At 40.2% G+C, this 24,137-nt stretch carries 29 protein-coding genes; 21 read left to right on the forward strand and 8 right to left on the reverse strand.

Annotation, left to right across the window (positions count from 1 at the left end; genetic code table 11):
- Positions 1–3: 3 nt before the first annotated feature.
- On the reverse strand, positions 4–195 hold the full coding sequence (locus tag C6Y07_RS01970) for a hypothetical protein (protein WP_060596417.1): 192 nt from the start codon (positions 193–195) through the stop codon (positions 4–6).
- Positions 196–305: 110 nt separating this feature from the next.
- Between C6Y07_RS01970 and C6Y07_RS01975 the strand changes: the two genes are divergently transcribed.
- From C6Y07_RS01975 to C6Y07_RS02005, 6 genes are all read left to right on the forward strand, one after another.
- Entirely contained in the window at positions 306–2,522 is a 2,217-nt protein-coding gene (locus C6Y07_RS01975) for an RNA ligase (RefSeq protein WP_106072182.1), read from the forward strand.
- A 456-nt stretch (positions 2,523–2,978) separates the two neighbouring features.
- Positions 2,979–3,524: a TetR/AcrR family transcriptional regulator gene (locus C6Y07_RS01985; protein WP_253294504.1), complete on the forward strand. Its 546-nt coding sequence runs from the start codon at positions 2,979–2,981 to the stop codon at positions 3,522–3,524.
- Between the two features lie 21 nt (positions 3,525–3,545).
- Positions 3,546–6,689 (forward strand): bifunctional cytochrome P450/NADPH--P450 reductase, encoded by a 3,144-nt coding sequence (locus tag C6Y07_RS01990; protein WP_106156174.1) that lies wholly within the window; start codon positions 3,546–3,548, stop codon positions 6,687–6,689.
- A gap of 188 nt (positions 6,690–6,877) precedes the next feature.
- Positions 6,878–7,786: a trypsin-like serine peptidase gene (locus C6Y07_RS01995; RefSeq protein ID WP_106156176.1), complete on the forward strand. Its 909-nt coding sequence runs from the start codon at positions 6,878–6,880 to the stop codon at positions 7,784–7,786.
- A 268-nt stretch (positions 7,787–8,054) separates the two neighbouring features.
- Positions 8,055–8,435 (forward strand): NucA/NucB deoxyribonuclease domain-containing protein, encoded by a 381-nt coding sequence (locus tag C6Y07_RS02000; protein ID WP_045210079.1) that lies wholly within the window; start codon positions 8,055–8,057, stop codon positions 8,433–8,435.
- Positions 8,436–8,582: 147 nt separating this feature from the next.
- The gene (locus C6Y07_RS02005) at positions 8,583–9,431 is read left to right on the forward strand and encodes an STAS domain-containing protein (RefSeq protein WP_066030856.1); all 849 of its coding nucleotides are present in this window, start codon (positions 8,583–8,585) and stop codon (positions 9,429–9,431) included.
- Between the two features lie 33 nt (positions 9,432–9,464).
- Here the strand turns inward: C6Y07_RS02005 and C6Y07_RS02010 are convergent, their stop codons facing one another.
- Positions 9,465–10,007, reverse strand: a complete 543-nt coding sequence (locus tag C6Y07_RS02010) for an IseA DL-endopeptidase inhibitor family protein (RefSeq protein ID WP_034660768.1) — start codon at positions 10,005–10,007, stop codon at positions 9,465–9,467.
- A 294-nt stretch (positions 10,008–10,301) separates the two neighbouring features.
- On the opposite strand from C6Y07_RS02010, the gene C6Y07_RS02015 reads away from it, so the two are divergent.
- A complete protein-coding gene (locus C6Y07_RS02015) occupies positions 10,302–10,739 on the forward strand; it encodes a hypothetical protein (RefSeq protein ID WP_034660769.1) in 438 nt (145 codons plus the stop codon).
- 47 nt (positions 10,740–10,786) lie between these two features.
- On the opposite strand, the gene lexA is transcribed toward C6Y07_RS02015, so the two are convergent.
- The gene (lexA, locus tag C6Y07_RS02020) at positions 10,787–11,407 is read right to left on the reverse strand and encodes a transcriptional repressor LexA (RefSeq protein ID WP_003212311.1); all 621 of its coding nucleotides are present in this window, start codon (positions 11,405–11,407) and stop codon (positions 10,787–10,789) included.
- 159 nt (positions 11,408–11,566) lie between these two features.
- Between lexA and yneA the strand changes: the two genes are divergently transcribed.
- The 6 genes from yneA (at position 11,567) to C6Y07_RS02050 (ending at position 15,982) form a co-directional block, all read left to right on the forward strand.
- Entirely contained in the window at positions 11,567–11,878 is a 312-nt protein-coding gene (gene yneA / locus C6Y07_RS02025; protein WP_003211955.1) for a cell division suppressor protein YneA, read from the forward strand.
- 17 nt (positions 11,879–11,895) lie between these two features.
- Complete coding sequence (locus C6Y07_RS02030; RefSeq protein ID WP_003211322.1) at positions 11,896–12,543, forward strand: YneB family resolvase-like protein; 648 nt, start codon at positions 11,896–11,898, stop codon at positions 12,541–12,543.
- Positions 12,544–12,612: 69 nt separating this feature from the next.
- Complete coding sequence (locus tag C6Y07_RS02035; RefSeq protein WP_034660771.1) at positions 12,613–12,843, forward strand: DUF896 domain-containing protein; 231 nt, start codon at positions 12,613–12,615, stop codon at positions 12,841–12,843.
- A 187-nt stretch (positions 12,844–13,030) separates the two neighbouring features.
- On the forward strand, positions 13,031–15,034 hold the full coding sequence (gene tkt / locus C6Y07_RS02040) for a transketolase (protein ID WP_060596422.1): 2,004 nt from the start codon (positions 13,031–13,033) through the stop codon (positions 15,032–15,034).
- Positions 15,035–15,232: 198 nt separating this feature from the next.
- The gene (gene sirA, locus C6Y07_RS02045; protein WP_012010100.1) at positions 15,233–15,679 is read left to right on the forward strand and encodes a sporulation inhibitor of replication protein SirA; all 447 of its coding nucleotides are present in this window, start codon (positions 15,233–15,235) and stop codon (positions 15,677–15,679) included.
- Between the two features lie 84 nt (positions 15,680–15,763).
- Entirely contained in the window at positions 15,764–15,982 is a 219-nt protein-coding gene (locus tag C6Y07_RS02050; RefSeq protein ID WP_003212379.1) for a YneF family protein, read from the forward strand.
- Positions 15,983–16,245: 263 nt separating this feature from the next.
- Here C6Y07_RS02050 and C6Y07_RS02055 read toward each other — a convergent pair whose 3' ends face one another.
- Positions 16,246–16,419, reverse strand: a complete 174-nt coding sequence (locus C6Y07_RS02055) for an aspartyl-phosphate phosphatase Spo0E family protein (RefSeq protein WP_369810454.1) — start codon at positions 16,417–16,419, stop codon at positions 16,246–16,248.
- 208 nt (positions 16,420–16,627) lie between these two features.
- On the opposite strand from C6Y07_RS02055, the gene C6Y07_RS02060 reads away from it, so the two are divergent.
- Together C6Y07_RS02060 and C6Y07_RS02065 are read left to right on the forward strand one after the other, a co-directional pair.
- Entirely contained in the window at positions 16,628–17,335 is a 708-nt protein-coding gene (locus tag C6Y07_RS02060) for a cytochrome c biogenesis CcdA family protein (protein WP_060596423.1), read from the forward strand.
- Positions 17,336–17,429: 94 nt separating this feature from the next.
- Positions 17,430–17,912 carry a CcdC family protein gene (locus C6Y07_RS02065; protein WP_034660774.1) on the forward strand — a complete coding sequence of 161 codons (483 nt, stop codon included), beginning with the start codon at positions 17,430–17,432 and terminating at the stop codon, positions 17,910–17,912.
- Between the two features lie 21 nt (positions 17,913–17,933).
- Here the strand turns inward: C6Y07_RS02065 and C6Y07_RS02070 are convergent, their stop codons facing one another.
- From C6Y07_RS02070 to sspO, 4 genes are all read right to left on the reverse strand, one after another.
- The gene (locus C6Y07_RS02070; RefSeq protein WP_060596424.1) at positions 17,934–18,362 is read right to left on the reverse strand and encodes a DUF2621 domain-containing protein; all 429 of its coding nucleotides are present in this window, start codon (positions 18,360–18,362) and stop codon (positions 17,934–17,936) included.
- Positions 18,363–18,622: 260 nt separating this feature from the next.
- Positions 18,623–19,024: an Hsp20/alpha crystallin family protein gene (locus tag C6Y07_RS02075; protein WP_106071494.1), complete on the reverse strand. Its 402-nt coding sequence runs from the start codon at positions 19,022–19,024 to the stop codon at positions 18,623–18,625.
- 102 nt (positions 19,025–19,126) lie between these two features.
- Complete coding sequence (locus tag C6Y07_RS02080; protein WP_066030853.1) at positions 19,127–19,273, reverse strand: small acid-soluble spore protein P; 147 nt, start codon at positions 19,271–19,273, stop codon at positions 19,127–19,129.
- Positions 19,274–19,289: 16 nt separating this feature from the next.
- Positions 19,290–19,436 (reverse strand): small acid-soluble spore protein SspO, encoded by a 147-nt coding sequence (sspO, locus tag C6Y07_RS02085; RefSeq protein WP_003210995.1) that lies wholly within the window; start codon positions 19,434–19,436, stop codon positions 19,290–19,292.
- 220 nt (positions 19,437–19,656) lie between these two features.
- Here sspO and acnA point away from each other — a divergent pair, with 220 nt between their 5' ends.
- The 6 genes from acnA to C6Y07_RS02115 all read left to right on the forward strand — a co-directional run bounded on the left by acnA (position 19,657) and on the right by C6Y07_RS02115 (position 24,136).
- Positions 19,657–22,386: an aconitate hydratase AcnA gene (gene acnA / locus C6Y07_RS02090; RefSeq protein WP_106071493.1), complete on the forward strand. Its 2,730-nt coding sequence runs from the start codon at positions 19,657–19,659 to the stop codon at positions 22,384–22,386.
- 72 nt (positions 22,387–22,458) lie between these two features.
- Entirely contained in the window at positions 22,459–22,962 is a 504-nt protein-coding gene (locus C6Y07_RS02095) for a TlpA family protein disulfide reductase (protein WP_106047847.1), read from the forward strand.
- A gap of 71 nt (positions 22,963–23,033) precedes the next feature.
- Positions 23,034–23,159 (forward strand): FbpB family small basic protein, encoded by a 126-nt coding sequence (locus tag C6Y07_RS02100; protein ID WP_003211002.1) that lies wholly within the window; start codon positions 23,034–23,036, stop codon positions 23,157–23,159.
- 51 nt (positions 23,160–23,210) lie between these two features.
- Positions 23,211–23,354 (forward strand): acid-soluble spore protein N, encoded by a 144-nt coding sequence (locus C6Y07_RS02105; protein WP_008357830.1) that lies wholly within the window; start codon positions 23,211–23,213, stop codon positions 23,352–23,354.
- Between the two features lie 13 nt (positions 23,355–23,367).
- Positions 23,368–23,610 carry a small acid-soluble spore protein Tlp gene (tlp, locus tag C6Y07_RS02110; protein ID WP_003211760.1) on the forward strand — a complete coding sequence of 81 codons (243 nt, stop codon included), beginning with the start codon at positions 23,368–23,370 and terminating at the stop codon, positions 23,608–23,610.
- 103 nt (positions 23,611–23,713) lie between these two features.
- The gene (locus tag C6Y07_RS02115; RefSeq protein ID WP_034660781.1) at positions 23,714–24,136 is read left to right on the forward strand and encodes an acyl-CoA thioesterase; all 423 of its coding nucleotides are present in this window, start codon (positions 23,714–23,716) and stop codon (positions 24,134–24,136) included.
- The last annotated feature ends 1 nt before the right edge of the window (position 24,137 follow it).

Consider the following 24,137-nt stretch of genomic DNA (forward strand, 5'->3'; position numbering starts at 1 on the left):
TTTTTACTCTTTTAAATCATTTTTTTCAATCACTTTGTTCAATCTTTCCTCAACCTTCTTCAATTCCATTCGTCTTCTTCTGATCATTCGAAAAGAGGTGACAATCATAGTCACGATAACAGCAATGAATAGAAGAGAGAACACTTGAAATAAAAAATCTCCAAGATTGAATGCCATATTCTCTCCATTAGACATACGTAAAACCTCCCTTTCTATCTATATATTACCATAATCAATAAAAGATTGAGATTTATCCATAATTTATCTATAATAGGTAAAATATCACTCATTAAAGGAGAACCAATATGAGAACTTTAGTCCTTTTACGAGGTCTCCCAGGCGTAGGTAAATCAACATGGATCAAAGAGCAAGGCTTAGAGCCATATACTTTATCAGCTGATCAGATCCGTCTTTTGACCCAGCCGCCGCAGTTATCTGTCAATGGGAAACCGGAAATTACGAGCAAGCATGATCATAAAGTGTGGTCTTTATTATTTGATTTACTCACAGCCCGAATGGAACGTGGAGATTTTACTGTGATTGATGCGACACATGTCACAAGCAAGTCGATTTCTCAATATAAGTCGTTAGCTACTACGTATCGTTACAGGGTGTATGTCGTCGATTTCACGCAGGTGCCGCTTGAAACAGCCCTTCTGCAAAATCGCTCACGGGAACCTCACAAAGTTGTGCGGGAGTCTGTTTTATATCAAATGAACGAGCGGTTAAAAACAGAAAAGGTCCCATCATGGGTGACTGTTTTGCAGCCTGAGGAATATCCGCAAGTGATGACCTATCAGCCTCGATCCTTCGATCAATATGAGGCCATTCATGTCTTTGGAGATATTCACGGCTGTCATACCGCTCTGACCACCTATTTACAAGGAGATATTAAAGAAAACGAACTTTATATCTTTGCAGGTGATTTGCTTGATAGAGGAATAGAAAACAAGGAAGTATTAGAATGGATGCTCGCACATAGAGAATGCCGGAATGTCATCGTGATTGAGGGCAATCATGATCAGCATTTATACCGGTTTGCACATGGTGAAAAAGTAAGAAGCAATATGTTTAACCGGCATACTGCACCTGAAATCGAAGCAGCAGACTTTGATTTAAAAGAAGTACGGAAGTTTGTCAGAACATTTCATCAGCTTACTTATTTTACGTACCATGGCAAGACATTTCTTGTTACCCACGGGGGACTTGCTCATATGCCAGAAGAGCTTCTGCATGTCTCAACACAGCAGCTCATTCATGGTGTAGGTGAATATTCAGATGACATTGACCACTTGTTTGTTCAAAACACCGCTGGATTAGATGTCATTCAAATTCACGGGCATCGCAATTTATACAGGCTGCCTATTCAAGCATCGGAAAGGTCTTATAATCTAGAAGGCCAGGTTGAATTCGGGGGGCAGCTGAGGGTCTTGAAAATCACAGCAGACGGGATTGAGACTCATGAAATTGACAACCCAGTCTATAGAGCTTCTGAGAAAAAAACATCGGGTGCTCTTCAACCAGATATCTCACTGGATGACTTTTTAGCTCACTTAGATCAGCATGAATATGTACAGGAATTAAAGCTTCCTCACCATATTTCATCTTTTAATTTTACGAAAAAAGCTTTTAGTGAACGGCAGTGGGATGATGTGAATGTGAAGGCAAGAGGTTTGTTTGTCAATATGGTGTCAAAGCAGATTGTTTCAAGAAGCTACAACAAATTTTTTAATATTGACGAGCGTCCGGAGACAAAAATGCATCATCTAGTGAACCATCTTCAATTCCCTGTTACCGTCTATGATAAAGCAAATGGATATTTAGGAACGGTTGGGTATAACGAAATGGAAAATGAATTGGTGTTTACGTCCAAATCGTATACATCACATGTGAAGCAAAATCCGCATGCTTCCTGGGTCGAAGAGCTATTTTATGCAACCTTTGACGATGTGCAGGTCGACTACATCAAATCATACGTACGTGACAACAATGTATCTCTTGTGTTTGAAGTCATTTTACCAGAGAAAGACCCACATATTATCACATATGATCAAGATCAACTCATTTTGCTTGATATTGTGAAGCGTCAGCTAAGCTATGAAAAAGCACCATTCACTGAAGTGAAAAGGTTAAGCGAACAGCTTGGAATGTCCTGCAAGCAGGAAGTGGCTGTGTTCCATGATTGGACGTCTTTTTATAAATGGTATCAGGCAGTCTCTCATGACGACTCGATTAAAGAAGAGGGATTTGTCATAGAGGATCATCGCGGATTCATGACCAAGCTCAAGCTCCCTTATTATCAATTCTGGAAGCAGATGCGTGCTATTAAGCAGCGTGTCGCCGAGAAACGTTCCACACAAAAATATATGCAGGCTTTGCAAACAGCGGAGCAAGCTAGATTTTATACGTGGCTTCTTGAGCAAGATGCCAATGATGTCAGGAATAGCTCAATTATTGAGCTGCGAACACAATTTGAGCAAAGCGATGCTGCCCAATTGAATAATGATGAAATAAATGCATAGTCTAAACATGAGTCTTTTCTAAGGAAAAGGCTTTTTTTGATGCAATTGAAAGGTAGACCCATATATGCCTGATCATATTGAAGTGATTCTTCGAACGATGTTTGCTTTTGCGATTTTATTTGGTGGAGCACGTCTTCTTGGAAAGCAAACATATTGATACATATGACGGCCATATTCAGTCTCCGATTGATTAAGAATGAACGTGTAGTGCAGAGGTCACCCGCATGACACATATCTGCCAATATTTCTAAGTCCTTTGGATGCTGTCTGACTAGGCATCATTTCTCAATTATTATTATTTTCAGAAAATGTGATGACGGAGAAAAATAAGTGTGTTTAAGTATATATAGAAGAAATTAAAATATTAATATAATATACCGCATGCGGAATGAACATTCATTCCTGAAATGAGGAGGGGATGAAGTGCCAGCAGTGACTGATAAACAAGAACAGATTATGAAGGCTTCACTAGATTTATTTATTGAACGGGGCTTTGATGGGACCACGATGCCGATGATATCAAAAAGAGCAAACGTCGGAGCAGGAACCATTTACCGTTATTTCGACAGTAAAGAGGCCCTCGTTAATATTTTGTACCAGCGCAGCCTTTCTGCATTTATCGAAAAAATGAACACAAACAGTCCAGATCCAAAGGCAAGTATTCGGGCGTACTTTAAGCATGTATTTTATTGCTTGGTTTTATTTACAAAGGAGAATCCAAGCGGGCTATATTTCTTAGAAATTGATAAACGATCCCATTACTTAGACGAGACGAGCAAAGAGAAAATGCAGCTTTTGTTACATGAGCTATTCCTTATCTTTGAAGAAGGGAAAAAGGATGGGATTCATCCAAATCTCTCAGGTAGAACCATTTTATCGATTGTATTTGGTGCCTTTGTACAGCTGCATAAACAAATTCTTGCAGAAGAAATAGAGCCAACGATTGAATTTCTAGAGGACATTGAGCAATGTTTATGGCGCGCCATTAGCGTTGTTTCTTAATGATATAAAGGGAGTGGGCACATGCAACAAACATCAATCATTCCAAAACCAAAAACATACGGACCTTTTAAAAATATTCCCCATATCAAAAAGGGGGAGCTTTCTCAAACCTTTTGGCGTCTTGCAGATGAATTAGGACCGATCTTTCAGTTTGAATTTTCAAAAGCAACAAGTATTTTTGTTTCCAGCCATGAACTTGTCCAAGAAATATGTGATGAGAGCCGTTTTGATAAATACATTGGGAGCAGTCTCAATAAAGTAAGAGCATTTGCAGGAGATGGGTTATTTACGAGCTGGACAGAAGAACCGAACTGGAGAAAGGCTCACCACATCTTGATGCCTGCGTTTAGCCAGCAGGCCATGAAGGGCTATCATGAGATGATGCTCGATATTGCCACACAGCTTGTACAAAAATGGCAAAGAACAGGCCGTGATGAAGAAATTGAAGTAGCAGAGGATATGACAAAGCTTACTTTAGATACGATCGGACTTTGCGGTTTTGATTTTCGATTTAACAGCTTTTATAAAGAAAATCAGCATCCATTCATCGAAAGTATGCTGAATGGTTTAAACGAAGCGATGGATCAGGCGAGCCGGTTGCCGGTTGCAGATAAGCTAATGATCAAAAGAAGAAAAAAATTTGACCAAAATGTCGATTTTATGAAGCAATTAGTAGATGACATTATTCAAGAACGAAAAAAACAAGATAAAACGGGCGATGATTTACTGTCCCTCATGCTGCATGCAAAGGACCCTGAAACAGGAGAGCGCCTGTCAGATGAAAATATCCGCTATCAAATCATTACCTTCTTAATAGCTGGGCACGAAACAACAAGCGGGCTGCTATCCTTTGCGATTTATTTCTTATTAAAGAATCCAGAAAAATTAAAGAAAGCCGTCCAAGAAGCAGATGATGTGCTGCAAGGCGGACTGCCAACATTTAAGCAGGTACAAAAACTAAATTACACTCGTATGGTTTTAAATGAATCACTTCGCCTCTGGCCAACAGCGCCTACGTTCTCTCTTTATGCGAAAGAGGACACCGTCATCGGAGGGAAATATTCGATTGAAAAGAATCAAAGTGTCTCCGTGCTTCTCCCTAAGTTACATCGTGATCAAGCGGTATGGGGAGAGGATGCGGAAGAATTTAAACCAGAGCGGTTTCTGCACCCTGAAAAGATCCCGCAGCATGCCTACAAGCCTTTTGGGAATGGGCAGCGTGCATGTATCGGCATGCAATTCGCCCTTCATGAAGCCACAATGGTGCTAGCGATGGTCCTGCACAATCTGGAATTGATTGATCACACATCATATGAACTTGATTTAAAAGAATCTCTGACGATTAAGCCAAACGATTTTAAAATCAAAGTGCGGCCACGGAAGCAGAAACTCTTTATGGCACCACCGAAAGAAGAGGCGAAAAAAAGCACAAAATCTGATGAGTCAAAAGTGGCCAGTCACGGTACACCACTGCTTGTTCTATATGGATCAAATCTTGGCACAGCGCAGCAAATCGCAAACGAATTTGCTGAAGACGGGAAAGCAAAAGGGTTTGACGTGACCACTGCTCCGCTTGATGACTATACACGCCAATTACCAGATAAAGGTGCAGTCTTAATCGTGACCGCTTCATACAATGGACATCCGCCTGACCATGCGAAAAAATTTGTGGATTGGGTCACGCAGGATGAAGAGCAGGATTTATCAAACGTGACATTTGCTGTTTTTGGATGCGGAGATCGAAATTGGGCGAGTACGTACCAGCGTATTCCGCGTCTCATTGATGAAGCACTTGAAAGAAAAAGTGCAAAGCGTGTAGCTGATTTAGGAGAAGGCGATGCAGGCGGAGATATGGATGAGGATAAAGAAACATTCCAGAAAACGGTCTTCAAGCAGCTTGCAAAAGAATTTAAGCTCACCTTCCAAGAGAAAGGTAAGGAAAATCCAAAATTATCAGTTGTTAATACAAATGAGCTAGTAGAACGTCCTGTGGCGAAAACGTATGGTGCTTTTTCAGCTGTTGTACTGAAAAATGAGGAATTACAATCTGAAAAAAGTGAGCGGCAAACAAGACATATTGAACTGCAATTGCCTGAAGGGAAACAATACAAAGAAGGGGATCATATCGGAATTGTTCCGAAAAATAGTGATGCACTCGTGCAGCGGGTGATCAATCGCTTCAATCTTGATCCTAAGCAGCACATCAAGCTTTCTTCTCAGAAAGAAGCAAGTCATTTACCTTTAGATCAGCCGATTCAAATGAGAGAATTACTTGCGTCACATGTTGAGCTTCAAGAGCCTGCAACACGTACGCAGCTAAGAGAGCTCGCAGCATATACAGTTTGTCCGCCTCACCGCGTGGAGCTTGAGCAAATGGCTGGTGAAGCATATCAAGAAGCCGTTTTAAAGAAACGAGTAACCATGCTGGACTTATTAGATCAATATGAAGCGTGTGAGCTGCCGTTTGTGCACTTTTTAGCACTTTTACCAGGTTTGAAGCCGCGCTATTACTCAATTTCTAGCTCACCAAAGGTCGAAGAAAAAAGAGTCAGTATCACAGTGGCGGTTGTGAAAGGTAAAGCGTGGAGCGGCCGCGGAGAATATGCCGGAGTCGCATCAAACTATTTATGCGGTCTGCAGGCAGGAGAAGAAGTCGCCTGCTTCCTCCACGAAGCGCAGGCAGGATTCCAGCTGCCACCTTCATCTGAAGTACCGATGATCATGATCGGACCGGGTACAGGAATCGCTCCATTTAGAGGGTTTGTTCAGGCAAGAGAAGTGTGGCAGAAGGAAGGAAAACCACTAGGCGAAGCTCACCTATATTTTGGCTGCCGTCACCCTCTTGAAGATGATCTGTATTTTGAGGAAATGCAGCTTGCAGCGCAAAAAGGAGTTGTTCACATCCACCGGGCTTATTCTCGTCACAAAGAGCAAAAAGTATATGTCCAGCATTTGTTGAAAGAAGACGGCGACATGCTGATCAAGTTACTTGACCAAGGTGGGTATCTTTACGTGTGCGGGGACGGAAAAGTTATGGCACCAGACGTAGAGGCTACGCTTATCGACCTCTATCAAAACGAGAAACATTGCTCGAAGGAAACAGCTGAGAATTGGCTGACAACCCTTGCAAATGACAATAGATATGTAAAAGATGTGTGGAGCTGAAAAATTAGGAAGACCGCCAATTAGGCGGTTTTTTCTATTTCAGAGAGATCAATAGAATGAAGGTTGGAAAGATACAAAACACCTAATTTAAAAATGAAATATTTTGTAAAAAATAAGAATATTCTCTCATTTACTCCAATATGAAACAATCGTATGATTTTTGATATAGGACATAAAGGAGGAATATGATGAAAAAGGTGAAAATGTTACTCCCTTCTCTACTCGTTTTTGGTGCTTTAAGTGTGCCTAGTTTTGCCCATGCCACATCGGATTCAGTACTAACGTCTGATTATGACATGGTGACTTCTGATGGAAAGGTGATCTCTTCAAGTGATTTCCACAATGATACGAAATCCCCCTCATCCTTTGACAAAGTGGATGATCTTTCTTCTACTGTTGGCGAAAAAGTAAAACCACTATCAAAATATTTAAAAGACTTTCAAACAAAAGTCGTCATTGGAGACGATGGTAGAACAAAAGTAACAAACACAAGCGTGGCACCATATAATTCAATTGCTTATATTACATTTGGCGGCTCAAGCTGCACGGGGACACTCATTGCCCCTAACAAAATTTTGACAAACGGGCACTGCGTGTACAATACAGCATCGAGAAGTTATAGTGCAAAAGGATCGGTGTATCCAGGCATGAACGATAGTACTGCGGTGAATGGCTCAGCAAACATGACGGAGTTCTATGTACCAAGCGGATATATCAATACAGGCGCGAGCCAATATGATTTTGCCGTGATCAAAACAGATACGAACATTGGCAATACGGTCGGTTACCGCTCTATCCGTCAGGTGACAAACTTAACTGGGACAACGATTAAAATTTCTGGATACCCAGGTGATAAAATGAGATCGACTGGCAAGGTGTCGCAGTGGGAGATGTCAGGTTCTGTGACAAGAGAAGATACAAATCTCGCATACTATACGATTGATACATTTAGCGGAAATTCAGGCTCAGCGATGCTAGATCAAAATCAGCAAATCGTTGGGGTTCACAACGCAGGGTATTCAAACGGAACGATTAATGGCGGTCCAAAAGCGACAGCTGCCTTTGTTGAATTTATCAACTATGCAAAAGCGCAATAAAAGCTAGAGCACAAAGCTTGTTTCCTTCATAGGGGACAAGCTTTTTTATATGGATAGAATCACTGGTTTCTATCTGTCTACGCTTGAGAGATTCATTGAGTTCTCAGCCTCATCATTTTTTTCACATGTCATTCGTGAACCGCTCATACATTAAAATGACACATTTCCTTTAAGTCAAGATTCTGCTTGAGAAAAATGAGGAGGTCTCACACTTTTGAAAATGAGAAGAGGCTGGATCACTGGTGCCGCCCTATGCTTTGTGATATGGATGGGCACGTTGTTAGGTGGATTTGGGGAGAAACATGCGGCAAAAGGTGCGGATCGATATGATCATGTCATTCAATTTCCAAAGGAACGGTACCCTGAAACAGGCAGCCATATTCAAGAAGCCATTCGAAAAGGGCATTCAGATGTGTGTACGATAGACCGAAATGGAGCAGATGCCCGCAGGCAAGAATCATTAAAAGGAATTCCGACTAAACCTGGCTTTGACCGGGATGAGTGGCCGATGGCGGTTTGTCTTGAGGGAGGAAAAGGTGCGAGTGTTCAATATGTCAGCCCATCTGATAATAGGGGAGCAGGCTCATGGGTTGGACACCAGATCAGCGGTTATCCTGATGGGAAAAGAATTTTATTTATTGTGAAATAAAACTGGAAGAGAGGCACCTGTGAGTAGGTGCCTTTTTTGTTGATGATCAGAGCGTATTGGAGCTAGCAGGGACAAAAGATTCAGTGGTACAATGGATCTATAAGGTACAAAGACTGACAAGAAGAAAATGTGAAGGGACATATGCTTATGGATAAGAACCGTGCATTATACGATTTTTTCATGCAACATGCAGAGAAACTGACTGAAACTTGGTATGAATCAATTGAGGATAATGATCCAGAATCAATATATCGTTCAACAGATTCCAGCATCATAGCAGAGCTGAAACGGCAAAATCAAGATTATTACCAGCATTTTATACGTGCTCTTATTGAAGACAAGACGTATTTACATACTGAGTTTATAAAGTGGTCTGAAGACTTAGCCAGTGACCCGAAGCATTTAAACACACCATTAGATTATGTTGTGAGAGAATACATGTCCAATCAAAGAGTGGTCCTTCATTACTTAAAAGAATTTATTAAGCAGCGTCAAGATGAAATTGATATTGACCGCATCTTTTATTGGTATGATTTAATTTCAGAGGCGTTTAATATTTCAATTCATGTGTTCATCCAGCAATATGTGAAAAATACAACGAAGAAACTCGTGGCACAAAGAGACATGATTTACGAGCTGAGCTCACCTGTCATTGTCTTAAAAAATCATATTGCGTTATTGCCGTTAGTAGGTGACATTGATACAGCGAGAGCAAAGATGATTTTAGAAAATACGCTGAAACAGTGCTCGCAAAAAGGCGTACAGCATTTATGTATTGATTTATCGGGCGTTGTCATTATTGATACAATGGTGGCTCATCAAATCTTTGATCTTGTCACATCACTTCGGTTAATTGGAGTAGAGACGACCATTTCAGGAATCAGACCAGAAATTGCCCAAACAGCCGTGCAGCTTGGGCTTCCTTTTAATGAATTTCGCACGGCATCATCACTTGCTCACGCGCTGGATCGCATGACTGAATTTTCTCCAATATAAAAACCAGGCCGATTGAATGGCCTGGTTTCTTATTTAGATGACAGCGTCAATTTTTGTGACTTTCCAATCTTTTTGTACTTTTTCGTACGTAACAGTTCGTTTTACTTTGCGTCCATCAAGTGTTGGGACGGTGAATTCATATGTGCGGACCGTTTGTTTTTTAGAGACAAGTTTAGGTGTGGCTTTATCCCAATTAAGCATGTTGTCTCCGTCACCGACTGGAACAGCCATTTTTCCTTTATGAACAATGAACTGGTAGTCTTTTAAACCTTGATTGATGGCATCTTTTGTGAAAACTTGAGATAGGTAGCTGTTTAGTTTTTTCTTTGTATCAAATGTTTTAGAAAGATAGTTGTATGTCATGTCTTTATAGCTAAATGATTTTAATTTGTAATCGGAATGTTCATTAATTTTGTAGCCTGACATCGCACTCCAAAAGTGTTCTCGTGCGTCAAGGGCAATATGTAACGCTTCTTTATTTGTCAAAGCGGCTGGTTTTTTAGAAGCGGCCAATGTTGTAGATTGTAATGAGATCATAAGCATAATAGCAGTTAATAAAACGAATAATTTTTTCAAGGCGATTGCCTCCTTTTCTCAATGAAAACTTCTTATGTTACAAATGTTACAACAATTACAGTGATATTACAAGTATTAAATCTAAATGTTTTTTATTTCTTTTCTTTCTATATATATAACGTTTGAGGGAGACAAAAAGTTTTCATTTTTTTATTTTTTCTTTATATCTACTATTTAACCGTTCTAAAGAAGAACAAAACGTTTTTTGGAAAAATTTTTGTTTGGACGTTCAACACGCTTTTTCATTTATGACATATACTATCGTGATGAATGTCTAAGAAAGTGGTGTTGAATATGTATTATCCGTATGAAGGTATGTGGAATGGTTACTCATATGACAGGCAGATGCAAGGATGGCCATCACTCCCTATTCCTCAAGTTGGAGGATTTCCAGGGTTTCCAATCGGAGGAGGAGGCACTGGACCCGGATCAAGCGGATCAGCTCCGCCAGCTCCGCCGCAGCATATCATTTCGCAGTATCAGCAAGCATTATCACAGCCTCAAAGCATGCAGTCACTTATTTCAGGGCAAACAGGTGGAGGCCAGCAATCTGTTCAATTTGCAGCGGGATGTAATAGAAGATGGACGATTGTGTTCATGAGAAACGGTCAAGTGTTTTTAATGTATGTCCTATCCTCACAGCCTTTCGGGAGAACAACTGGCTTTATTTGGCCAAACTTTACATTTGGTTCCTTCCCAAGCTCGCGTATTCTAGCATATTCTTGTTCATAAAAGAAAAAGCCGGTTCTCATCAGCAGCTGATGAAATACCGGCTTTTTTTAGTGAATATTTCTAAATACGCCAATCACTTTACCTAGTATACTTACATTCTGTAAAATAATCGGTTCCATAGATGGGTTCTCTGGCTGTAATCTAAAGTGTGTATCTTCTTTATAGAAACGTTTCACTGTCGCTTCATCTTCCTCTGTCATGGCGACGACAATATCTCCATTGTTAGCGGTGCTTTGCTGACGCACAATGACATAGTCCTTGTCCAAAATTCCTGCATCAATCATACTTTCTCCCATAATTTCAAGCATAAATACTTGTTCATCTGGTGCTGCAAAAGTCTCTGGAAGAGGGAAGTATTCTTCTACATTCTCAACAGCCGTAATAGGCAGGCCTGCTGTTACTTTTCCGATGACTGGTACGTTCATTACAGCACTCTTAGGAATATTCATTTCCTCTTCATCTAGTACTTCGATCGCTCTAGGTTTTGTTGGGTCTCTTCTAATTAAGCCCTTTGTTTCTAGTCTAGCTAAATGTCCATGAACCGTTGAACTGGATGCTAGACCGACAGCTTCTCCAATTTCACGAACGGATGGGGGATAGCCCTTACTTTTTACTTCTTCTTTGATGAATGTCAGGATATCGAGTTGTCTTTTTGATAGCTTCGTCATCTTTTGCACCTCAAAACGTCAATTTTAAAGAAATTATAGCATGTTTTTCCTAACAGTACAAACATAGGTTCGAAAAAAACGTTTGACAGAAACGTTTGTTCGTATTTATAATGAGTGACAGAAAGAGCGAACACATATTCTGTTAGGAGAGATGACATTATGAGGTTAAAAGAATCTATTATTTTTATTGGGGTATTCTCATTCATCGTTGGCATATTTCTCTCACTTATTGCAGTCACAAGCCATAATGATCCAAATCAGTATGTTAAAATAGAGGTTCAATCAGGTGATACTCTTTGGGGGTTAGCTGATCAAGTAAACGACAGCAAATCAATCGACAAAAATGCGTTTATTGACTGGGTCACTCAGCACAATGATCTTGCTTCAACGGAAATCCAGCCTGGTGACATTCTTGTCATACCAGTCAAAAAAGAGCATCCAGTCGTATATCAACTTGCAACAGTACAATAGAAAGGTCGATTGAAGTCATGAATGCAATCATCTATGCGAGAGTAAGCACTGTCAAAGAAGAGCAGGAAACCTCGCTGAAGAGACAAGAAGAAGAACTGCTGGCTTTAGCTGCTATGCACAAGATGAATGTGGTGAAAGTCATCAAAGAAAAAGCAAGCGGATATGATCTAGATCGTGATGGTGTGTTTGATATGCTAGCTACACTAAAAGAAGAGTCAATTGATGCCGTTCTTATCCAGGATGAAACGCGTCTCGGAAGAGGACAAGCAAAAATTGCGCTTCTTCATTGTCTTTTTAAAGAGAACGTAAAGGTGTACAGTACGTTTCATAGAGGCGAGCTTGAGCTTTCAGAAGCAGATGAAATGGTTATTGAGATCGTAGGAGTAGTTGAAGAGTATCAACGAAAAATTCATAACCTGAAAATCAAGCGGGGAATGAGAAGAGCTGTTGAGCGCGGGTATCAGCCCGAACTGAATTTAAAACAGCAGGATCATGCGCCTGGCCGTGAGCGTATTGAAGTGCCGATTTCAGAAATTGTTCGATTAAGAAAAAACAACATGACATTCGCAGAAATTGCAGCAACTCTTCAGGCACTAGGTTTTGACATTTCAAAAGCAACGGTCCATAGAAGGTATCAAGAATATGAAAAAGGTCTGACCACCTAAAGCTTGATTTGTTGTCAAAGTGATTGATATTTAGTAGTATGTAGAGAAAATGTTTTAAAGGAGTTTGTCATGATTTCTAAAAAGCAGCTTGCAAGAATCAATGAGCTTTCAAAAAAGTCGAAAGAGACCGGTTTATCAGACGCTGAAAAAACAGAACAAAAGCTATTGAGAGAAGAGTATTTAAAAGCTTTTCGTTCTTCTATGAAAAATACACTTAAAACCGTGAAAATCGTTGATCCTGAAGGAAACGATGTCACACCAGAAAAATTAAAAAGAGAAAGAGATCAAAACCTTCACTAAGTCTGTGATTTCTTAAATTTTGAAAAGATGGGAAGTATATTCTCATCTTTTTTCATATTTGCATAACTTTTTAGGTGATCGATAAACTAAATGTGACAAAATCACTCTTTTTCAGCGTGAAATAGTTGTGAAAAAAGGACAGTAGATTTATGATAATGGTGTACACAAGATACGGAAGGGGATTTATATGGAAACGATTGAATTGAAATCTATTGCAACAATACGTACTCTCTCCATAGACGCAATTGAAAAAGCGAATTCCGGTCACCCTGGAATGCCAATGGGTGCTGCACCAATGGCATACGCTTTATGGACGAATCACTTAAACGTAAGTCCGCAAAACCCTAATTGGTTTAACAGAGACCGTTTTGTTTTATCTGCGGGGCATGGTTCTATGCTTCTATATAGCATGCTTCATTTAAGCGGATACAACCTGAGCATCGATGATCTAAAACAATTCCGCCAATGGGGTAGCAAAACACCTGGACATCCTGAATTTGGACACACAGAGGGCGTAGATGCCACAACAGGTCCTTTAGGGCAGGGGATTGCCATGGCAGTTGGTATGGCACTTGCAGAAAGACATCTTGCGGAAACGTATAACAAAGACAACTTTGATGTTGTAGATCACTATACATACAGCATTTGCGGAGATGGGGACTTAATGGAGGGAATTTCCTCTGAAGCTGCTTCACTTGCTGGTCATTTAGGCTTAGGCCGTTTAATTGTTCTTTATGATTCAAATGATATTTCCTTAGATGGCGACCTAGATCGTTCATTCTCTGAAAATGTGAAGAATCGTTTTGAAGCGATGAACTGGGAAGTTCTCTATGTGAAAGACGGCAACAACATTGAAGAAGTGACGGCTGCTATCGAAAAGGCGAAACAAAGTACAGACAGACCTACATTGATTGAAGTGAAAACAACGATTGGTTTCGGATCGCCTAACCGTGCAGGAACGTCTGGTGTGCATGGTGCACCGCTTGGCAGCGATGAAGCCAAGCTGACGAAGGAAGCTTACTCTTGGACGTTTGAAGAAGATTTCCATGTACCTTCTGAAGTGTACGATCATTTCAAAGAAGCTGTAAAAGACGCTGGTCAGAAAAAAGAAGCAGCTTGGAATGAACTATTTGAACAATATGAAAAAGAATACCCTGAGCTTGCAGCTCAACTGAAGCTTGCGATTGAAGGAAAGCTTCCTGAGAATTGGGATCAAGAGGTTCCTGTTTATGAAGCAGGTTCAAGTCTTGCCTCCCGCGCTTCTTCAGGCGAAGTATTAAATGGCATTGCGAAGCAAGTACCTTTCTTTATTGGTGGGTCTGCTGACCTTGCAGGTTCAAACAAAACAACGATTAAAAACACAGACGATTTTGGTAAAGATAATTATGCCGGCAAGAATATTTGGTTCGGTGTCAGAGAATTTGCAATGGGTGCCGCGTTAAACGGTATGGCACTTCACGGCGGCCTTCGTGTATTCGGCGGAACGTTCTTTGTTTTCTCAGATTACTTAAGACCAGCTATTCGTCTTGCTGCCTTAATGGGACTTCCAGTCACATATGTTTTTACTCATGACAGTATCGCTGTTGGTGAAGATGGTCCGACACATGAGCCGGTTGAACAGCTTGCTTCATTACGTGCGATGCCTAATCTTTCAGTTATTCGCCCAGCGGATGGAAACGAAACAGCTGCAGCGTGGAAACTTGCGGTATCTTCAACGGATAAACCGACAGCACTAGTTCTGACTCGTCAAAACCTTCCAACGATTGACCAAGCACCAGAGAAGGCGTATGAGGGAGTAGAAAAAGGTGGATACGTCGTCGTTGAAGCTGCTGATGCACAGCCAGAAGCACTTCTACTCGCTTCTGGATCTGAAGTCGGTTTAGCGATTGAAGCGCAAAAAGCACTTGAAAAAGAAGGGATCCGCGCGTCTGTTGTCAGTCTTCCTGCATGGGATCGTTTCGATCAGCAGTCAGATGAATACAAAGAATCAGTCCTTCCTACAGCAGTGCGGGCTCGTATTGCGATTGAAATGGGAGCTTCACTTGGCTGGGAGCGTTACACTGGTCTTGATGGTGACGTGATTGCCATTGATAAATTTGGTGCTTCTGCACCAGGTGAAACCATTATTGAGAAATACGGATTTACTGTCAGCAATGTGGTCAGCCGTGTGAAAGCAAAGCTGAACAAATAATCAATCTCCAAGCATCATGCTTTTTTTCCATCTGTTTGCAGAGCATTTTCATCCGCTCTGCAAACTTTTTTCTTTTTTCTTGTTTTTTTGACAAAACTAGTTTCTTCTTGCTTCATATATAGACAATTCTTTCTTTCACATTTTTGTATAATACAAGCAATAAACGAGATTGACGAAATGTGAAAGGAAGGGATAGACATGGAACGCCATTATTATATTTATTGGATTGAGGATGAATTTGCACATCATTATTTTGGCAGAGAATCAATTTTGTTTCATTTGTTTGAGTCGTTACACTGGACGAACCGCACGGAAGATGAATTGGTGATGCTTGTGAAACAAGTGGATTACGTGACGAAACGAATCCCTGCTTTTCATATGCACCAGCGATTAATGAACAACTTAACGAACATTCACTATACACAAATTGGCTCGATATACAGCGCTTCCTTACCTGATGGAAAAGGAACGGCTGCATTTATTATAAAAGACCGTTATATCCAAATGTCTGCCACCGGCAGTTACGAGGCAGAAGCGGTGTTTTTTGAAGTGCTGAGAAAAATTAGTCCTTGCTTTCTTGCGATGGACTTCGGTTCAAAGAAGCACGGGTGGCTCAATCCGGTAAAAGTGAGGAATTTTGTTTAAAAAAATAAAATTGAACGTGAAATGTTGTATAATAGCCTTTTGTTTAGTACACTTTATACGAGACAACATGAAGGAGGAAGAATTATGGATTTATGGGTTGTCATCCTTGTAGGCGTTGTTGCACTGCTTGCAGGAGTTGCACTCGGATTCTTTATTGCTCGTAAGTATATGATGAGCTACTTGAAAAAGAATCCACCAATTAATGAACAAATGCTTCGAATGATGATGATGCAAATGGGCATGAAACCGTCCCAGAAGAAAATCAATCAAATGATGAAAGCCATGAACAACCAAGCGAAATAATACGGTACGATATTATGATCATAGATGGAACATGGTTATAAAGAATGGACAAGCGTTGTCCTTTCTTTATTGAATTCACCTTCATCAGACGCTTTAAAACCACTGTACTTGCATGAATAAAGCAGGGAAGGTGGTTTTTATTTTGGCGTCAGCCTCCTTAAAAAACAAAAAACCCCTGTCATCAGAGGTTTTTGTTTCGTTTATGGTCACACATATCAACTGTTCTAAAAATCGTGCAGCATGATAGATATCATGAGATATGATTAGTTGGCTGAGTTTGAGTGTAAGTGTCGTTGATATTGTAAGAGGAGATGATCTAGCTGCTGGCTATGTTCGATGGTCACTGTTGATGTCATCCCATTATGCAAGACAACTTTCATCAGCTCTTCTCTTTTTTCTTCGATTTGAGTTAATAATGATGTTTTTACCAAAGTCATGTTCCTTTCATGCAAATCTTGATAAAAAGAATCGATTCTATTATATCCATTTTAAGGTTTATTTTCAAATTTAAAGGATTCGTTATCTTGATGTCAAATTAAATTATATAAGGTTTTAAGAGAATAGACCATCTTTATTGAGAGGATGTAAAAAAAATGAAATGATTTTGTCATCTCTTATTGTATATTGTAAGAAGGGGGTGTTCTTTTGACAGATTTGAATTACTTTTTAGCTTTTGGAGCAGGGTTTCTTTCTTTTATCTCACCATGCTGTCTGCCGCTTTATCCAGCCTTTTTATCGTATATTACGGGCGTTAGTATAGATGAAGTGAAATCTGAGAAGGTGATGCTGAGAAGAAGAAGTCTGCTTCATACCTTATTCTTTTTAGTTGGGTTCTCTATTATATTTATTGCGATTGGCTTTGGAACATCATTTGTTGGGAAGTTTTTTTATGATTACCATCAAGCAATTCGCCAGGTTGGAGCCATTCTCATTATTTTCTTTGGTTTTATGATTCTTGGTGTCTTCCAGCCTTCTTTCCTTATGGGGGAAAAGAGAATGCAGTTCAAAAATCGTCCTGCTGGTTTTTTTGGGTCGATTCTCATCGGAATGGGCTTTGCTGCTGGATGGACACCTTGTACAGGACCTATTTTATCTGCTGTTATCACACTTGCTGGCAACAATCCGGAGTCGGCTGTCACATATATGATTGCGTATGTATTCGGATTTGCCGTTCCGTTTTTTGTTCTATCCTTTTTCATCACGAAAATGACGTGGATCAGAAAGCGCCAGCAGCTTATCATGAGAATTGGCGGGATCATTATGATTGTGGTAGGGATATTGCTGTTCTTTGATCTTCTGACATGGATTATCATCATGTTCTCCTCATTGTTCGGCGGATTTACAGGCTTTTGAAATCGTTTTCTACAGTCGCGGCGAATGGTTTTTTTTCGTCAATTGGAGTATATTATACATAGGCTGACCTTAAAGAATAAAGGAATGATTTGATATGATGGTCTTGATCTCTTCTATAATTGCGATATGTATGGCGGTAGCCGTCATGTTTATTCGCATTAAGTCATCTGCAAAACCTGCAACTGCGAAAAAAATTATATTACCTCCTATTTTCATGAGCACTGGGGCACTAATGTTTTTTGTTCCTATGTTTCGAGTAACTGGGGCTGAATTTCTAGAGGCGATCACAGTGGGGATGTTTTTCTCCATATTTTTAATCAAAACATCGAAGTTTGAAATTAGAGGGAATGACATTTATTTAAAGCGATCAAAAGCATTTGTGTTTATTCTCATTGGACTTCTTGTTCTTCGTATCGGGATGAAGACCATCCTGAGTTCTTCTATTGATTATGGTTCTCTAAGCGGGATGTTTTGGATTCTTGCCTTTGGCATGATCGTACCTTGGCGCGTTGCTATGTATTTGTCGTTTAGAAAGCTGTCTAAGCAATTAGATCCGCAGCAGGTTCAAATGAATTAAACCTCCTTTTGATAAAGGAGGTTATTTTAATAACGATTCATATGGCGTGTGATCGATGTCTTTTTCTTGAAGGCGCTTCAGTAAAAACTTATGATCCCGCTTTGGGGTAGCGATAATATAGCCGCGAATGATTAAATCTAAATTAATGCTGGCAGCTTGTTCTTTTAAAGCCAGCTCGCCAATCTTTCCCGCAATTTTTTCTTTGGCGACATCTCTAAACAGCTCTGGAACAGGTAATACGAGTTCATTTAAAAGCTGTTTGTCTTCTTCCCGCCATAGGTGGAGGCTCTTTTGAATATATTCATCCTGCCAATCAAGCTCTGATTTCCCATCTTCCTTCGGCAATCGTTTTAAAAATTTGCGAAACATAAAAAAGCCACCGATTGCGAGTAATCCGATCATCACCGTGCCCCAAAATAAAATGAACCACAAAAACCAGCCGCTTAACATGTTCTCACTCCTTATACCCCTCGTCTCTCTATCTTATTTTACATGAAGAGATGATAGAAGAAAATAACAAAAATGTATGTCTCTCATCTCTATGAACGCCTTTTTTCATTCATAACTGCCCATTTACTAGAAAGACCCAAACCATCTAGTAGAAAAAGAATACATTATCATATAGCGACTCTACTATTTGGCCATGGTGGTTCGCAAAAGGTATTGACTTGACACGAACGGAAGAGAGCCCACCAAATGAAGGTGGGCTCTTAATGTTTGAAGTGCGGGATTTGAAAGGAAAATGCCCCGCTTGGATAGTCGGAACTTTTTTTAATTCTTATCGAAATGATTCGGTTTTCGTATTCTGTTTCAATATCTTTGTCGTTCAGATAAAAAGGGAGCATGACACTTTTTTCAATTGGCTGTTCGCCTTCATCATTTGGCTTTTGTACCGTGTAAGCGAGAGTCAGCTCATGTCCAGCGAAGGTCAGCTTTACATCAGTGATCGACAGGGTGGAGACATCAATCTCAATAATATAATCGCGGCTTGTTTCATAAAGATCAATTGGGAGGTGTTCATCATACCAGGCAAATGGATCATCCATTAAGACATTGAGCCAATCATCTATTTCTAGAAAATCAGAGGAATTCGATTGTTTTTCATTCTCCATAAACACTCCTCCATCACATCTCATAATAAATGATATGTTGAGAACTGAAATGTGTGAAAGACCTAAAACATCCCGCTTTGCCACGGGATGAGAGGAGGATGTTTACATATCATGATGAGAATTGTGCTTTTGTCTTGAATGGTTGCGGTTTTTTACTTTTTTACTGCCTGATAATGGCTCCGGCTGTCCGCTTTGATGTTCCTTAGGCGAGTTTTGACGGATGTCTTTTCCTGTGTTTTTATTCGTCATAATGTTTGCTCCTTTCTTATTGGTTTTTTTTACGTTTTTTATTATTTTGTCTTTGTTCTTCTGTTAAAACGAGTTGATCATTTTCAATATAGCCTGCACCATTTCCTTGGCTTTTGGCTGCGTTCATGCCGTCAATCACATGATTTGCTTTACGTTTTGTCATGTTCTATCACCTCAATTGTAGTATGAACCCGCTCTGCTTGGATTATGAAGAGTAATCATTTCCTAATGATAAGATAAACTTATTGAATTTAATAAAAGCATTGTTATTTACTTATGTATGAATTTGTTTTAAGATGAAATTGTGAGAAAATTGTGGTGAAATACGACGATTTTTCTGAGAATTGAAATTGATCTTGATCATCAAAAGGGGGATTTTGGACATGTCGAAACAGCAGCAAGTCGCTAAACAAGACGCTTTTCAATCTAGAAAAACGTTTTCGACAAATGGGAAAACGTATCACTATTATTCGTTAGAAGCACTAGAGAAACAAGGAATCGGAAATGTTTCTAAGCTGCCTTATTCCATTAAGGTACTTTTAGAATCAGTGCTTCGCCAAGTAGACGGTAGAGTGATCAAGAAGGAACACGTTGAAAACTTGGCAAAATGGGGAACTGCCGAGGTCAAAGAAATTGATGTTCCATTTAAACCTTCTCGTGTTATTTTACAAGACTTCACGGGTGTACCAGCCGTCGTTGACCTTGCTTCTTTAAGAAAAGCAATGGCAGATGTAGGCGGGGACCCGGATAAAATCAACCCTGAAATTCCAGTTGACCTTGTCATTGACCACTCAGTACAAGTTGATAAAGCTGGAACTGAAGATGCTTTAAACATTAACATGGATTTAGAATTCGAACGTAACGCAGAGCGTTATAACTTCCTTAGCTGGGCAAAGAAAGCGTTTAATAACTATCAAGCTGTTCCGCCTGCAACAGGGATTGTTCACCAAGTAAACTTAGAGTACCTTGCAAGTGTTGTTCATGCGATTGAAGAAGATGGCGAGATCATCACTTACCCAGATACATTGGTTGGTACCGACTCACATACAACCATGATCAACGGTATCGGCGTACTTGGATGGGGCGTTGGCGGTATTGAAGCGGAAGCTGGTATGCTCGGTCAGCCTTCATACTTCCCAGTACCAGAAGTCATTGGTGCTAAATTAGTTGGAGAGCTTCCAAACGGAACGACTGCAACTGACCTTGCATTAAAAGTGACACAAGTTCTGCGTGAAAAAGGCGTAGTGAACAAATTCGTTGAATTCTTCGGACCTGGAGTTGCACAGCTGCCGTTAGCGGATCGTGCAACGATTGCGAATATGGCGCCTGAATACGGTGCTACTTGCGGATTCTTCCCAGTAGATGAGGAAGCTCTTGCTTACCTTCGCCTTACTGGACGTGATGAAGAGCAAATTAATATCGTTGAAGAATATTCTCGCGCAAATGGCTTATTCTATACGCCAGATGCAGAAGAGCCAATTTTTACGGATGTTGTGGAAATTGACCTTTCTCAAATTGAATCAAACTTATCTGGTCCAAAGCGTCCACAAGATTTGATTCCACTTTCTGAAATGAAAGAGACGTTCCATCAGCACATTGAAAGCCCAGCTGGTAACCAAGGATTTGGCTTAGAAAAATCAGAGCTGGATAAACAAATTGAATTTGATCTAGCAAATGGTGAAAAAGCTGTGATGAAGACAGGTGCGATTGCGATTGCAGCGATTACGAGCTGTACGAATACATCGAACCCATACGTCTTAATCGGAGCAGGTCTTGTTGCGAAGAAAGCAAGTGAGCTTGGTATGAAGGTGCCAAACTACGTGAAAACGTCACTAGCACCAGGTTCTAAGGTTGTGACAGGATACCTCGTGAACTCAGGACTTCTTCCATACTTAAGAGACCTCGGATTTAACATCGTTGGGTATGGCTGTACAACATGTATCGGAAACTCAGGACCGCTTGCGCAAGAAATCGAGGATGCTGTCTCTGAAAATGATCTGCTGATCACTTCTGTTTTATCAGGTAACCGTAACTTTGAAGGGCGTATCCACCCGCTTGTGAAAGGAAACTACCTTGCATCTCCACCATTAGTTGTGGCGTATGCACTTGCTGGTACGGTGAATATTGATTTAACAAAAGACCCTATCGGTGTGGATAAAAATGGTGAGAACGTTTATTTCGATGATATTTGGCCATCAATGGACGAAATCAACAGCGTCGTCAAAAGCACTGTCACACCTGAGTTATTCCGTTCAGAGTATGAAACTGTTTTTGACAACAATGACCGCTGGAATGAAATTAAAACGACGGATGATGCATTGTACAAATGGGATGAAAATTCCACATACATTGATAACCCGCCATTCTTTGAAAACCTATCAGTTGAACCTGGTAAGGTTGAACCGCTTAAAGGCTTGCGCGTCGTTGCCAAGTTCGGTGACTCTGTGACAACTGACCATATTTCTCCTGCTGGAGCGATTGGTAAAGACACACCTGCGGGTAAATACTTGCAAGAAAGAGGCGTATCGCCTAGAGACTTTAACTCATACGGATCTCGCCGTGGTAACCACCATGTCATGATGAGAGGTACTTTTGCAAACATCCGTATTAAGAACCAAATCGCACCAGGAACTGAAGGCGGATATACAACTTATTGGCCAACTGGTGAAGTGACATCCATTTATGATGCATGCATGCGTTATAAAGAAGATGGAACAGGTCTTGCAATCTTAGCAGGTAAAGACTACGGAATGGGTTCTTCACGTGACTGGGCTGCAAAAGGAACAAACCTTCTTGGAATTAAATTTGTACTAGCTGAAAGCTTTGAGCGTATCCATAGAAGTAACCTTGTCTTCATGGGCGTACTTCCTTTACAGTTTAAAGACGGAGAAAGTTCAGAAACTCATGGTCTAACAGGAACAGAAACATTTGAAGTTCATGTTGATGAAACAGTTCGTCCACGTGATCTTGTCACTGTGAAAGCAATTGATACAGATGGCAATGAGAAAATATTTGAAGTGGTTGTTCGTTTTGATAGTGAAGTCGAAATTGACTACTATCGTCATGGCGGTATCCTTCAAATGGTACTTCGTGAAAAATTGGCAAGCAACTAATACTCATACAGCAAAGAAGAGAAGGCGCCTAGACAGCTTTCTCTTCTTTTTTAAAATAGTGGAGGATCAATCATGTGGAAAAAAGGAATGGCAAGCGCTGTTTTACTTGTGTTGATTGGTTTACTTGTGTGGAATTTACTTGAACCAAAAGAGCCCGCAATCGGTCTTGAAAAAGGGGATCAAGCCCCTGATTTTGAACTTAAAACCCTAGATGGTCAAACGGCCTCGTTATCTGATTATCAAGGGAAAAAGGTGCTCGTCAATTTTTGGGCGACATGGTGTAAGCCATGCAGGACAGAAATGCCGGATCTAGACGCAATTAGAAGCGAATATGATCAGGTCGAAGTACTTGCGGTGAATTTGACGACCACTGAAAAAAGTGCAGATCATGTTGCAGCATTTGCAGATGAATTAAAGCTGAGCTTTCCTATTTTATTGGATCAAAAAGGCATTCAAGCACGATATCAGGTGCTTTCATACCCCACGACATACATATTAGATGAAAAAGGACGAATCGTGTCTGTAAAGCATCAAATGCTGACAAAAAAAGAAATTGAGCAAGAGCTGGGTCTATAATGATTCAGCTTTTTTGCTTATTTTCTAAATGTTTTGGCGAAAATGAAATACAAACACTGGAGGTGAGTACAATGAGAAGAAGAAAACGACGTACATTTGAAGAGCTTGTACTTGAAAATAAAAAAGAATTATTAAGCAATGAGGAATTTTTAAACCAGCTTGAAGAAAAGTTGGAAGAGCGTTTTAGACAGAAATAAGTTATGAATTATCCTTTTTCGTTCATCCTAAAGAAGAGGGAGGGATGAATGATGGGCAGAGAGCATGATAAACAAGCGCAGTTTACACCAGACCATTTAGGGACAAAACCTGTAGCGTACAAACGTAATAAAGGAAAAAAGATGCATAATAAATCAAATGAACAGCCTGATGTCATACAGACGAAGGGCGAATAAGGAGGGAATCATGATGAATGGAAAGTCATATCAATCCAATCCAGATGATCGTTCTGATAACGTTGAAAAGCTGCAAGATATGATCGAAAACACCCTTGACAATATCGATGAATCTGAAGCAGCGATGGCCCTTTCGACAGATCAAGAAAAACAGATGATCAAGCAAAAAAATGAAAATAGAAAAATGAGTATTGATGCCATGCGTTCTGAGATCAAGGACGAAGAAGCAGCAAGAAAAAATGGCTATACCGAATAAACCAGGGATTCCTGGTTTATTTTATTGCCTCCTTTTAGAAGAACCATTTCGATTGTGGTAAAATGGCAGAGACCTTAGGTTTTGATAGGAGAGCGATGAAAACGTGTATGTATCTAAAAAAGAAATAGAAGTCCGTTATGCAGAAACAGACCAAATGGGCATCGTGTATCATGCCAATTATTTAATCTGGATGGAAGTCGGCAGAACAGCACTGATTAAAGAATTAGGATTCTCCTATGCGCAGCTAGAAGCAGACGGCGCTCTTGCACCCGTTATAGATTTACAGGTGCAATATAAAAAACCATTGCTGTACGGTGAAACAGCGACAGTTCATACGTGGATTGAAGAATACAATGGACTCAAAACGGTGTATGGCTACGAAATTCAAAAGCCTGATGGGCAAACAGCGATTACAGGGACAACCTCACATATTTGTGTAGACAAAGAAACCTTTAGACCTATTCAATTTAGAAAAGCTTTTCCTGCCTGGCACAAAGTATACGAACAGTCGAAGAAGCAGGTTTAAT

Origin of the sequence: Bacillus sp. LNXM12-1 (assembly GCF_003004375.1) — a bacterium.
Taxonomy (GTDB): domain Bacteria; phylum Bacillota; class Bacilli; order Bacillales; family Bacillaceae; genus Bacillus.

Bases quoted from the DNA above. Each gene is read 5' to 3' on its own strand.
- C6Y07_RS01970 (WP_060596417.1), bottom strand. From the start codon at position 195: ATGTCTAATGGAGAGAATATGGCATTCAATCTTGGAGATTTTTTATTT.
- C6Y07_RS01975 (WP_106072182.1), top strand. From the start codon at position 306: ATGAGAACTTTAGTCCTTTTACGAGGTCTCCCAGGCGTAGGTAAATCA.
- C6Y07_RS01985 (WP_253294504.1), top strand. From the start codon at position 2,979: ATGAAGGCTTCACTAGATTTATTTATTGAACGGGGCTTTGATGGGACC.
- C6Y07_RS01990 (WP_106156174.1), top strand. From the start codon at position 3,546: ATGCAACAAACATCAATCATTCCAAAACCAAAAACATACGGACCTTTT.
- C6Y07_RS01995 (WP_106156176.1), top strand. From the start codon at position 6,878: ATGAAAAAGGTGAAAATGTTACTCCCTTCTCTACTCGTTTTTGGTGCT.
- C6Y07_RS02000 (WP_045210079.1), top strand. From the start codon at position 8,055: ATGGGCACGTTGTTAGGTGGATTTGGGGAGAAACATGCGGCAAAAGGT.
- C6Y07_RS02005 (WP_066030856.1), top strand. From the start codon at position 8,583: ATGGATAAGAACCGTGCATTATACGATTTTTTCATGCAACATGCAGAG.
- C6Y07_RS02015 (WP_034660769.1), top strand. From the start codon at position 10,302: ATGTATTATCCGTATGAAGGTATGTGGAATGGTTACTCATATGACAGG.
- lexA (WP_003212311.1), bottom strand. From the start codon at position 11,407: ATGACGAAGCTATCAAAAAGACAACTCGATATCCTGACATTCATCAAA.
- yneA (WP_003211955.1), top strand. From the start codon at position 11,567: ATGAGGTTAAAAGAATCTATTATTTTTATTGGGGTATTCTCATTCATC.
- C6Y07_RS02030 (WP_003211322.1), top strand. From the start codon at position 11,896: ATGAATGCAATCATCTATGCGAGAGTAAGCACTGTCAAAGAAGAGCAG.
- C6Y07_RS02035 (WP_034660771.1), top strand. From the start codon at position 12,613: ATGATTTCTAAAAAGCAGCTTGCAAGAATCAATGAGCTTTCAAAAAAG.
- tkt (WP_060596422.1), top strand. From the start codon at position 13,031: ATGGAAACGATTGAATTGAAATCTATTGCAACAATACGTACTCTCTCC.
- sirA (WP_012010100.1), top strand. From the start codon at position 15,233: ATGGAACGCCATTATTATATTTATTGGATTGAGGATGAATTTGCACAT.
- C6Y07_RS02050 (WP_003212379.1), top strand. From the start codon at position 15,764: ATGGATTTATGGGTTGTCATCCTTGTAGGCGTTGTTGCACTGCTTGCA.
- C6Y07_RS02055 (WP_369810454.1), bottom strand. From the start codon at position 16,419: ATGACTTTGGTAAAAACATCATTATTAACTCAAATCGAAGAAAAAAGA.
- C6Y07_RS02065 (WP_034660774.1), top strand. From the start codon at position 17,430: ATGATGGTCTTGATCTCTTCTATAATTGCGATATGTATGGCGGTAGCC.
- C6Y07_RS02070 (WP_060596424.1), bottom strand. From the start codon at position 18,362: ATGTTAAGCGGCTGGTTTTTGTGGTTCATTTTATTTTGGGGCACGGTG.
- C6Y07_RS02075 (WP_106071494.1), bottom strand. From the start codon at position 19,024: ATGGAGAATGAAAAACAATCGAATTCCTCTGATTTTCTAGAAATAGAT.
- C6Y07_RS02080 (WP_066030853.1), bottom strand. From the start codon at position 19,273: ATGACGAATAAAAACACAGGAAAAGACATCCGTCAAAACTCGCCTAAG.
- sspO (WP_003210995.1), bottom strand. From the start codon at position 19,436: ATGACAAAACGTAAAGCAAATCATGTGATTGACGGCATGAACGCAGCC.
- acnA (WP_106071493.1), top strand. From the start codon at position 19,657: ATGTCGAAACAGCAGCAAGTCGCTAAACAAGACGCTTTTCAATCTAGA.
- C6Y07_RS02095 (WP_106047847.1), top strand. From the start codon at position 22,459: ATGTGGAAAAAAGGAATGGCAAGCGCTGTTTTACTTGTGTTGATTGGT.
- C6Y07_RS02100 (WP_003211002.1), top strand. From the start codon at position 23,034: ATGAGAAGAAGAAAACGACGTACATTTGAAGAGCTTGTACTTGAAAAT.
- C6Y07_RS02105 (WP_008357830.1), top strand. From the start codon at position 23,211: ATGGGCAGAGAGCATGATAAACAAGCGCAGTTTACACCAGACCATTTA.
- tlp (WP_003211760.1), top strand. From the start codon at position 23,368: ATGAATGGAAAGTCATATCAATCCAATCCAGATGATCGTTCTGATAAC.